At 65.1% G+C, this 10,676-nt stretch carries 8 protein-coding genes; 2 read left to right on the top strand and 6 right to left on the bottom strand.

Annotated elements, in window-relative coordinates:
• Window position 1: 1 nt before the first annotated feature.
• A complete protein-coding gene (locus R2R70_RS18415) occupies window positions 2-1,894 on the bottom strand; it encodes an MFS transporter (RefSeq protein WP_410978682.1) in 1,893 nt (630 codons plus the stop codon).
• Window positions 1,891-2,535, bottom strand: coding sequence for a TetR/AcrR family transcriptional regulator (locus tag R2R70_RS18420; protein WP_404325480.1), 645 nt, complete (start codon window positions 2,533-2,535; stop codon window positions 1,891-1,893). The genes R2R70_RS18415 and R2R70_RS18420 overlap by 4 nt, the downstream gene beginning before the upstream one ends.
• Window positions 2,536-2,830: 295 nt before the next feature.
• On the opposite strand from R2R70_RS18420, the gene R2R70_RS18425 reads away from it, so the two are divergent.
• Both R2R70_RS18425 and R2R70_RS18430 read left to right on the top strand, forming a co-directional pair.
• Entirely contained in the window at window positions 2,831-3,541 is a 711-nt protein-coding gene (locus tag R2R70_RS18425; RefSeq protein WP_082388948.1) for an SOS response-associated peptidase, read from the top strand.
• A gap of 140 nt (window positions 3,542-3,681) precedes the next feature.
• Window positions 3,682-6,666 (top strand): insulinase family protein, encoded by a 2,985-nt coding sequence (locus tag R2R70_RS18430; protein ID WP_410978683.1) that lies wholly within the window; start codon window positions 3,682-3,684, stop codon window positions 6,664-6,666.
• A gap of 164 nt (window positions 6,667-6,830) precedes the next feature.
• Here R2R70_RS18430 and sbcB read toward each other — a convergent pair whose 3' ends face one another.
• The 4 genes from sbcB to minC form a co-directional block, all read right to left on the bottom strand.
• Window positions 6,831-8,306 (bottom strand): exodeoxyribonuclease I, encoded by a 1,476-nt coding sequence (gene sbcB, locus R2R70_RS18435; protein WP_410978684.1) that lies wholly within the window; start codon window positions 8,304-8,306, stop codon window positions 6,831-6,833.
• Between the two features lie 166 nt (window positions 8,307-8,472).
• Entirely contained in the window at window positions 8,473-8,733 is a 261-nt protein-coding gene (minE, locus tag R2R70_RS18440; protein WP_043336475.1) for a cell division topological specificity factor MinE, read from the bottom strand.
• On the bottom strand, window positions 8,730-9,548 hold the full coding sequence (gene minD, locus R2R70_RS18445) for a septum site-determining protein MinD (protein ID WP_054557277.1): 819 nt from the start codon (window positions 9,546-9,548) through the stop codon (window positions 8,730-8,732). Before minD ends, minE begins: the two co-directional genes overlap by 4 nt.
• An 82-nt stretch (window positions 9,549-9,630) precedes the next feature.
• A complete protein-coding gene (gene minC, locus R2R70_RS18450) occupies window positions 9,631-10,389 on the bottom strand; it encodes a septum site-determining protein MinC (RefSeq protein WP_107335876.1) in 759 nt (252 codons plus the stop codon).
• Window positions 10,390-10,676: the final 287 nt, after the last annotated feature.

Genomic DNA, 10,676 nt, shown 5'->3' on the forward strand with positions numbered 1-10,676 from the left:
GCTAGCGGGAACGCGCCGGGCGTGTCGCCTTGCGATGCAGATCACGCACCGCCTCTTCGAGCTCCACCGCCTTGGTGCCGACAGGGTCGAAGGTACGCCCGACGCACAGCTCTACCCGCCCGCGCAGGCGCCGCGGAAACTTGGCGAAGGCAGGCCCGCCGCCGTGGGAGAACCAGGAGCCCCACAGGCCACCCAGCGCCATCGGAATCACCGGCACCGGGTCACGCGCCAGAATCAACTCCAGCCCGCGCCGGAAGCGACCGACCTCACCGTCGCGCGTCAGCTTGCCCTCGGGGAAGATCATCACGACTTCTCCCTCGCGCAGCGCCTTGCCGACTTCCTCCAGCGAGCGGCGCACCCCTGCCGGGTCCTTGCGTGAGGAGTCCACCGGAATCGCCCCGGCGATGCGGAAGAACCACTTCAGCCACGGCGAATGATAGATCTCGGCATCCATCAGGAAACGCAGCGGGCGCGGACTGGCCCCGCCCAGAATCAGCGCATCCATGAAGCTGACGTGATTGCACACCACCAGCGCCGCCCCTTCCGCCGGTATCCGCCAGCGCCCCTTGAGGTGCAGGCGATACATCAGATGGATGAGGATGAAGATATTGAGGCGCAGGAAGGGCCGCGGGTCACGCAGCATGCAGACCACCGCGATCAGCCCGCTGATCAGGGACAGCAGCAGCAGGAAGTCCGGAATATCGCGCCCCATCACGCCCAGCACCAGAATGCCGGCCCCGGCCGACAGCACCATCAGCAGGGCATTGAGCACGTTGTTGGCCGCGATCATGCGCGCGCGGTGATCTTCAGGACTGCGGATCTGCAGCAGGGTGTAAAGCGGCACGATATAGAGGCCGCCGCCGAAGCCGATGACACCGAGATCCAGCCACATGCGCCAGAAACCGGCGATGCCCAGCAGCTCGATCAGCGGTGTGGCCATCTGTGCCTCGGCCAGTGCCGGGCGCAGGGCAAGATCCAGCCCGCCAGCGAAGATGATCAGCGCGCCGAAGGGCACCAGTCCCGTCTCGAGACGCCCGCGCGAGACACGCTCACAGGCCAGCGACCCCAGGCCGATACCGATGGCGAAGGCCGCCAGCAAGGCAGAGGTCGCCCCTTCGGCCCCATGCACGATATCGCGCGCATAGGCCGGCAACTGCGTCAGATAGCTGGCGCCGAGGAACCAGAAAGCGCTGATGCCCAGCAGCGCCCAGCGTAGCCGGCGATTGCTCAGCCCTTCACGCATTACCGCGATGCTGCCGGAGAGCGGACGCCACGGCACGGGGCCGGGCGAAGCGGAGGGTGCCGGCGGAATCTTGCCGGCCGCCATCACGCCCAGCAGGGACAGCGAGACCAGCGACGCGGAGAGCGCCCAGCGTGCCAGCTCGCCGCCCAGAGCCATCAAGGCCGCGGCGGCAAGGGTACCGATCAGGATGGCGAGGAAGGTGCCCAGCTCGACCCAGGCATTGCCGCTGACCAGCTCATCCGGCTTGAGGTGCTGGGGCAGGATGGCGTACTTGACCGGGCCGAAGAGCGCCGACTGGGTGCCCATCATGAACAGCAGCGCCAGCAGCAACTCCCAGGCCTCGAAGATCAAGGCGCCGGCCGCCACGCTCATGGTGGCCAGCTCCAGCCACTTGAGTCGCACGATCAGGCGCTGCTTGTCGAGGCGATCAGCCAGCAGACCGCCCCAGGCGGAGAACAGCAGAAAAGGCAGGATGAACAGACCGGCCGCCAGGTTGTTGACGATGCCGGTGTCCCAGCCCCGCTGCTCGATGACCACGAAGGTCATCAGCAGCAGCAAGGCGTTCTTGAACAGGTTGTCATTGAAGGCCCCGAGGGCCTGGGTCCAGAAGAAGGGCGCAAAACGGGGTCGCCGGAGCAGTTCTCGACTCATTGGCCAGCTTCCGTGGCATCCCCCGCACACGCAGCCTCGCTGCGTACCTTGAGCCCCGCCAACATGGTGTCCAGCAACTGATCGAGCAGCTCCGTCACTTCCAGTGGCTGCCCCTGCCAGAGTCCCAGACGCTCGTTCATGCCCAGCTGCACCAGACCGTGCACGCTACCCCACAGCGTGCGCGCCATGCGCTTGGCCTCGACGGACTCGACGCGTGGGGCGTACTCGACCAGGGCCCCCTCCACACGTTCGAACAGCCCTTCGATCATCGCGTTCTGACGCTGGTCCAGCTCCCCTTCCTGTGCGAGCGGGAAGTCGAACAGCAGCTGCCAGCGGTAAGGGTCGCGCTGGGCGAAGCCCCAGTAGGCGCGCGCCAGGGCCTTGAGGCGCTCCGAAGGACTCGGCGTCTCCTGTCCGGCTATCGCATCGCGCAGCCTGTCCAGCGTCGCCAGATTGACGTGCTGGAGCAGGTTGCCGAAGCTGCCATAAAGCTTGAGCAGGGTGCTGGGCGCACAACCGACTTCGCGAGCCAGGTTGCGCAGAGACAGGGCGTGAACGGGCTGCTCTTTGAGCCATTCATCGCAGGTCTCCATTACCCGCGCATGCAGCGCTTCCGGTGCATGCTGACGTGGACGGGCCATCGAATTCCTCTGATGCTTGAGATGCGTTACCGCGTAGCGAATCTGACGCGGTGTGTGTTCGGACAGCACGGGTGGGCAAAGGGTTGCGACGCCTAGCGGGCATCTCTTGGAGCACCCCGTATCGGTCATTGAATCGAACAGTGTTTCCGTCCAGCATATCGAGACTGAGCACAAACGCAAGCACCACCAAGGTGTGGCATGCTGGCATCCGTGGCGTGCAGCGCAATCCACACCCCATCTCAGGCAGCAGCTGCCGCTGCATGTTCCCTTCGCCTCATCGCCTCAAAGGATTCTCGTGGCCGGTCGTCTGTATATTCCCCCCTACCCCGCTGACCTGCCCCCCGACGAACTGTTCGGGTCGCTGGCGACTCCCGCGCTCGAACGCCAGTTGCGCAGCGAACTGCTGGTCAGCGCCAATCGCGCCCCGCGCATGCCCGCCTCGATGCTGCGTCTGGAAGGCCCCCGCCTGCGACTGGTGCCGGCACTCTGGGGCCTGACTCCCAGCTGGCTGGAGATCATGGACCACGCCCCGCACGTGGCACGGGCAGAGTCGCTGGAAACGCGACGCATGTTCCGCGAGTCGTTCATCAGCCAGCGGGCACTGATCCCCGTCGGCGGTGTCTATGTGTGGAAGGAACAACCGCGCATGAAGCAGCCGTTTCTGGTCACGCACCCGACCCGCGCCCCGCTGTTGCTGGCCGCCCTGTGGACGCGCCACTTCAGCGCTCCCCTGATGGAGGGACTGCCCCCCGAGGGTCGCGACAGCTTCGCGTTGATCAGTGTCGAGTGTGCCGGGGTCACGTCACGCCTGACCGATCGCATGCCCGCCGTGATTGCGCCGCATCAGGTACGCGACTGGCTGAATGCCGAGACGCCGCTGGAGACGGTACGCAGCATGCTGACGCCGAACGCCAGCCTGGCCGCCTTCCCGGTCGCACGGCTCGTCAACGACCCCGAGCATCAGGAGTGGAGCGTCGCGCACCCCACCGGCCCGATGCTGACCTGAATCCGCCTGCGCCGACGGCACGTATCGAGGATGGCGGCACTGCATCGCTCTACCGCCTCGCGCGCATGTTCGCCCAATGAGAACCATCACCGAGTCAGCGCCACCTGCCCGAGCAGCGATGGCATGAATCAGGAGAGAAGATGTCACTGCCTTCAGGATTTCGCCCTCTTGCACTGAGCACGGCCATTGCCGCCATCGTCATGAGTGGCCTGGCGCCGGCCATCAGCCATGCCGATACCCGCCCGACTTCTGTGCCCGCGTCGTTCCTCGCGCCGGCCGCCAACTCCGCCTCAAGCACGGCGCCCGCCAGAGCCGAGCAGGCCAGTCCCGTCATCAAGAGCGAGAACGACCAGCGACTCTATCGCAGCCTGACCCTCGACAACGGCCTCAAGGTCCTGCTGGTCAGTGATGCCAAGGCCGACAAGGCCGCCGCCGCCGTCGATGTCGAAGTCGGCAGCGCCCAGGACCCCGACGATGTCCCGGGGCTGGCACACTTCCTGGAGCACATGCTGTTCCTCGGCACCGATCGCTATCCGAAGCCGGATGCCTACCAGGACTTCATCACCAAGCATGGCGGCCAGCACAACGCCTTCACCGCCAGCCAGGACACCAACTACTTCTTCGACATCGACCCGGATGCCTTCGATGAGGCACTGCCGCGCTTTGCGCGCTTCTTCGTCGCGCCGCAGTTCAACGCCGACTACGTGGATCGCGAGCGCCATGCGGTCAATTCCGAGTATCAGGCACGCCTGCAGGATGATGGCCGGCGCATCTACGAAGCTGTCGAAGCGGCCCTCAACCCGGAACACCCCTTCAACCGCTTCAGTGTCGGCAGCCTCGAGACCCTCAAGGACACCGAGGCCGGCAGCCTGCGCCAGCGACTGGTCGACTTCTATCAGGCTCACTACGGCGCCAACGTGATGCGCCTGTCACTGGTCGGGCCGCAGTCGCTGGAAACGCTCGAACAGCTGGCCCGTGACAACTTCAGTGATGTCCCCGACCGCGGGCTGTCGCGCCCCGAGATCACCACGCCCCTGGCCAGCGGTGACGAGCTGCCGGCACGCCTTGAGGTCAAGGCGCTCAAGCAGGAGCGCAAGCTGTCGTTCATGTTCCCCATCGACGATCCGATCGCCCACTACCGCTCACAGCCAGTCAGCTACCTGGCCAACCTGATCGGTCACGAAGGCGAAGGCAGTCTGCTGGCAGTGCTCAAGGACAAGGGCTGGGCAGATGGCCTCTCGGCCGGCGGTGGCCTCAGTGATGGCGAGCATGCCCTGCTCAGCGTCGACATCAGCCTGACCCCGGAGGGCGCGCAGCATCAGGCGGAGATCCGTGCCGCGCTGTTCGACTACCTGGCGCTGATCCGCGATGAGGGCATCAACGACTGGCGTTACACCGAACAGGCGCAGCTGGGCGAGCAGAGCTTCCGCTTCCAGCAGCGCAGCTCGCCGGTCAATCTGGCCAGCAATCTGGCGATGATGATGACGCGCTACCCGATCGAGGACGTGCTGGCGGCGCCCTACCTGATGCAGGACTTCGATCCGGACCTGATCAAGGACACCCTCGCTCGCCTGACACCCGACAACCTGCTGGAGGTCTACTCCGGCCCGCAGGTGGAGGGAGATCAGCAGGGCGAGTGGTTCAAGGCGTCCTATACCCTGACGCGCCTGACGGCGGATGCCGCTGCTCAGACCGCCGGCGACGACACCCTGGCCAACCAGCTGGCGCTGCCCAGGCCCAACCCGTATCTGGCCAAGGACTTCCGCGTACTTGACCTGGACGACGCCAAGCCGAGCCAGTTGATCGATGAGCCCGGTGCCGAGCTCTGGTATCAGGGCGATGCAAGCTTCGGCGTGCCGAAGGCCGAATGGCGCTTCGGTCTGCTCAATCCCGACGTCAGTCGCTCGGTGGATGACCAGGCCATGAGTCAGGTGCTGGCGGCGTGGCTGAATGACAGCCTCAACGCGCGTCTGTATCCGGCACGTCTGGCCGGGCAGGATGCGCTGGTCTATGCCCATGGGCGTGGCATCACGCTGCAGTTCAGTGGCTGGCGCGATGGTCAGCAGCCGGAAATGCGCGAAGTGCTCGACCAGCTGGTGAATGGCGAGATGGCCCCCGCCACCCTGGAGCGCATCACTCAACGCCTGCGTCGCAGCCTGCAGAACCGCGTTCAGGCACCGCTCTACACGCGCCTGGGTCGCAGCCTCAGCGAAACGCTGGTCGGCCTGCCGAGCACCGCCGAGCAACAACTGGCGGCCCTGGACAAGATCGACGCCCAGTCACTGGACAGCTTCCGCAAGCGCTTCCTTGCCAAGCTGCACGTGCAGGCGATGGTGACCGGCAACCTGACCGCCGACCAGGCCCGCGAGACCGGCCAGCTGGTGATCAACGGGCTTGCGCCGCGCATCACGCGCGAGGCGGTGCCAGACCTGGAAGTGCGTCAGGTCACCCAGCACACGGTACTGCGTCCCGACAGCACACGCGGCGATGCCGGCGCCCTGCGCTACCTGCAGGGCAAGGACCGTACGCTGCAGTCCCAGGCACGCATCGCGGTGCTGGGCCAGCTGCTCGAAGCGCCCTTCTACAGCCAGCTGCGCACCGAGGAGCAACTCGGCTATATCGTCTCCGCACGCTATTCGCCCATGCTCGATGCGCCGGGGCTGAGCCTGCTGGTGCAGTCGCCGTCCAAGGACAGCAAGACTCTGTTTTCGCGCATGGATGCCTTCCTCACCCGCTTCGACAGCCGCGTGCAGTCGCTGGATGAGGCCGCGCTTGCCAGCTATCGCGACGCCGTCGTCGATAGCCTGACCCAGAAGCCCCGCAAGCTGTCCGAGCTGGCAGCGCGCAACTGGAGCGAGCTGAGCTTCGGCTGGACAGGCTTTGACCGTCGCCAGCAACTGGTCGCGGCCGTCGAACAGGTCAGCGCGCAGGATATCCGCGCCATCTGGCAGCAGCTGAATGACTCCAGCGCGCTGGAACTGGCCTTCGACCCCGGCACGCCCAGCGACTTCGACCAGCGCCTCACGGAACTGGACCTGCCGCCGCTGCCCGAGGCGCCGCGCGCCGAGACAGGCGCGACACTGGCGGCACCCTCAGCCGAGGCCAGCGGCAATGCTCAGCATTGAGTCTCGACGGCCCGCCAGCGGCTTGACGGGCAAACAAGGCGCCGGCCCTCACCGGATGGGCGTCTGAAACGACAAGACCCCGACGAGGTGCAGTTCAATAACCGCGTCGGGGTCTTGTTCATTCATGCCTTGCCGGCAAGTACTGCAGGCCGGCTAGCCCGTCATCAGCCGAAGGCCTGCGGCGGCATGATGCCTTCCACGTACATCGCCAGCTCTTCGAGAATCTGCACGCGGTCCGGGTCCTGTTCGCTCTGGGCCAGCCGCTGGATCTCGCTGACGAAGCCCTTCACGGTCAGGCTCGCGACCTGCTCATCGTTCATGCGCTCCCAGCGCCACTGCTCCCAGCGTTCACGCTCGGCGGAGTTGAGCGTGTAGCCGTAGCTGCGCGCACGATAGCGGAACAGCATCTCCTCGAGTCGGCCATCCTGGAAGGCGAACGGCGTATCATCCAGCGCCTCGGGATGGGTGGCGCGCACACGCTCCATCTCCTTGCGGTCCGCGGGCGAGAAGAAGCCACCGGAATAGAGCATCAGGTCCGGATCAGCCGGGCCGGTCGGCGGCGCCTCGGCGAATACCTGTGCCACCTTCACGCCGACACCGGCGTTGTCCTTCAGCCACTTCCAGTGTACGCGACACTGGGCGGGGTCGATCTTGAAGCGCGCGGCGATCTCGCCGTACTCGCCCTCATGCGGCCCGGACACATCCTTGAGCGCATTGGCCGGCAGCAGCACCGGGCTCTTGTTGAGATGGATGACCTTGAGAGGAATCCGCTCCTCGCCTTCTGCGAGGTCATCGGCACTGGCGAAGACACGGGCACGAATCTCTTCCGGTGACAGCTCCATCAACGGCGCCGGATCTACCGAGAGGTCATAGACGATCACGCCATTGGCATTCGAAGGATGCTCCGCCAGCGGCACCACCAGCGCGCCACAGGCCCGCGAGGCCGGATAGCGACGCGAGATGTGCAGCATCGGCTTGCGTGCGCCGATATCCAGCAGACTGGCGACATGGCGCTTGTTGCGCAGCTTGAGCAGGTAATCGAACAGGCGCGCATTGCGCGACTTGAGCAGGCGTGCCAGCGCGATGGTGGCGCGCACATCCACCAGCGCGTCATGCGCGCCGGCGTGCTCGATGCCATTGGCCGCCGTCAGGTGCTCCAGACGGAAGCTGGGCGCACCATCTTCACGCCTGGGCCATTCGATGCCTTCCGGGCGCAGGGCATGGAAGGCGCGCACGACATCGATCAGGTCCCAGCGCGAATTGCCGTTCTGCCACTCACGCCCGTAGGGGTCGAGGAAGTTGCGGTAGAACAGATGACGGCTGACTTCATCATCGAAGCGCAGGCTGTTGTAGCCCAGCGTGCAGGTCCCCGGCACGCTCATCTCGTCATTGATGCGCCCGGCGAACTCGGCCTCGGGAATGCCGCGACGCTCGGCCTGCTGCGGGGTGATGCCGGTGATCAGACACGCCATCGGCTGGGGCAGGAAGTCATCGGCCGGCTTGCAATAGAGGGTCAGCGGCTCGCCGATCTCATTGAAGTCAGCATCGGTACGGATGGCCGCGAACTGCGAAGGACGGTCACGGCGCGGGTCGGCGCCGAAGGTCTCGTAGTCGTGCCACAGGAAGGTGGGCTCTGCCACAGGATGTCTCCACGCGGGCGGTCGAAAAATGAACGTGCCAGAGCACCGTCTCCAGCGAGGCTGGCACGGTGCTCTGGCAGGCAATGGGCATTGGCTGGGTCAGGGCGTCGCAGGCGGTGCCCGCTCGGCAACGCCTCAGGTGGCAAGCACCCGACGCCCCGCGAACTCAGGCCTCGCCGGGACGCGGCAGAGTGACGTTGAGTTCCAGCACCGAGCAGTCGTCTTCGCGGTCCAGCGAGATGTTGATGGCATCCTGGTCGACCTGCACATACTTGCGAATCACCTCGAGCAGCTCACGCTCCAGCATCGGCATGTAATCCGGCTGGTCACGCTGGCTACGCTGGTGCGCGACGATGATCTGCAGCCGCTCCTTGGCGACATTGGCGGTCTTCTTGCGCTCTCGCTTCAGAAAATCCAGTAATTTCACTTGCGCCCCCCTCCAAACATTCTGGCCAGCAGACCGCGCTTCTCGACTTCATGGAAACGCAGCTGCACTTCCTCGCCCAACAGGCGGGACACGCAATCCACGTACGCCTGGCCGGCATCGCTCTTCTGGTCATGCGTGACCGGCACACCCTGGTTGGACGCGCGCAGCACGGCGTCGGATTCCGGAATCAGGCCGATCAGCGGGATCGACAGGATTTCCTGGATATCGGTCAGGTTGAGCATGTCACCGCCGGTGACACGCGCCGGATGGTAACGGGTGATCAGCAGGTGTTCACGCACCGGGGTGTCGCCGTTCTCGGCGCGACGCGTCTTGGAAGACAGCAGGCCGATGATGCGGTCGGAGTCACGTACCGAGCTGACTTCCGGGTTGGTCACCACCACGGCCTCGTCAGCGAAGTACATCGCCAGCTGGGCACCGCGCTCGATACCGGCCGGCGAGTCACAGATGACGTAATCGAACTCCTCGCGCAGCGCGTCGAGCACCTTCTCGACGCCTTCCAGCGTCAGCGCGTCCTTGTCACGGGTCTGGGAGGCCGGAAGGATGTGCAGGTTGTCGATGCGCTTGTCGCGGATCAGGGCCTGCTTGAGATTGGCTTCGCCCTGGATGACGTTGACCAGGTCATAGACCACACGGCGCTCGCAGCCCATGATCAGGTCCAGGTTACGCAGGCCCACATCGAAATCGATCACTACGGTCTTGTTGCCGCGCAAAGCCAGTCCGGTGGCAATGGCGGCGGCGCTGGTCGTCTTGCCGACTCCGCCCTTGCCTGACGTCACTACGATAATCTTGGCCAAAGGTATCTTCCTTGCTGAGAGTCCCTCGCCGAGCGAGGATCACCTGTAAATATTGGATATCGTTCAGAACACAGTGCTGGGGTCAGCCGAGTCGTGCGATACAGAGTTGGTCGTGTTCAAGCACGACTTCGACATTGGCACCCAGCAGGCGATTGTCGATGTCATCGAGTCGCTTGTAGGTTCCGGCCACCGAGAGCAGCTCGGCGTGCAGTTCCTTGCAGTAGATGCTGGCGTTGCGATCGCCATGGATCCCCGCCAGCGCGCGGCCACGCAGAGCGCCATAGATATGCACACTGCCGGCGGCCAGGATCTCGGCGCCGGCATTCACCGCGCCGATGATGACCAGATCGCCCTCCGGTGCGCTGACCTGCTGGCCAGAGCGCACCGTGCCGCGATACACCTTGCTGGCGTGGGCTGGCTCCGCTTTTTCAGCCGCGCTGTCCGCGACCGTCTCGGCAGGCTCGGCGACCGGTTCAGCGGCCACCGGCGGCACGGACTCGAGGGAACGCCCGCGATTCTCCTGTGGCGGGAACCACCCCAGCCCCAACGCCCAGGCGGACTGACGCACCGGGTCTCCACCGCCACGCACCGCGACCGGCAGCAGCTTGTGCCCTCGGCAGACGGCACAGATGCGCTCCAGCGCCAGATGCGGCTCGTCGAGCTTCTCGACGCTCAGCACCACCGGCGTATGTTGAAAGAAGGCCGGCGACTGGCTGAGCTTGCTGGCCAGCTGAGCACGGATCTGCTCCGGATCACCGCTGACCAGCTCCATGACCGTCATCGGCAGCATGCCGCCCTTGAAGGTGAAGGCCTGAGGGGCCCTGTCCGTACTGAGACTCATGACCTGACTCCGGTTGCGTAAGGAGTGTCGAAGCCCTCCGACACTCTTGATGATGCACGTGCTGTTCACGGCATCCTCAAGGTGACCCTCGAATGGAAAGGCCACCTGAATAACATAGCTCGCCGTCGCACACGGCACAGCGACTGCTTGATAGGCGCCGAGCATGAATGACAGACACTGAATGGCATAGCGGTAACGTACAAAACTATGTGAGCGAACACAGTGCTGCAACTGATGATACGGCCAGCAGCAGGCACTGTCAGGTGTCGCGAGCCTACGACGTGGCT

This window comes from Cobetia sp. SIMBA_158 (assembly GCF_046566945.1).
In the GTDB taxonomy this organism is placed as follows: Bacteria; Pseudomonadota; Gammaproteobacteria; order Pseudomonadales; family Halomonadaceae; genus Cobetia; species Cobetia amphilecti.

Bases quoted from the DNA above. Each gene is read 5' to 3' on its own strand.
- R2R70_RS18415 (WP_410978682.1), bottom strand. From the start codon at position 1,894: ATGAGTCGAGAACTGCTCCGGCGACCCCGTTTTGCGCCCTTCTTCTGG.
- R2R70_RS18420 (WP_404325480.1), bottom strand. From the start codon at position 2,535: ATGGCCCGTCCACGTCAGCATGCACCGGAAGCGCTGCATGCGCGGGTA.
- R2R70_RS18430 (WP_410978683.1), top strand. From the start codon at position 3,682: ATGTCACTGCCTTCAGGATTTCGCCCTCTTGCACTGAGCACGGCCATT.
- minC (WP_107335876.1), bottom strand. From the start codon at position 10,389: ATGAGTCTCAGTACGGACAGGGCCCCTCAGGCCTTCACCTTCAAGGGC.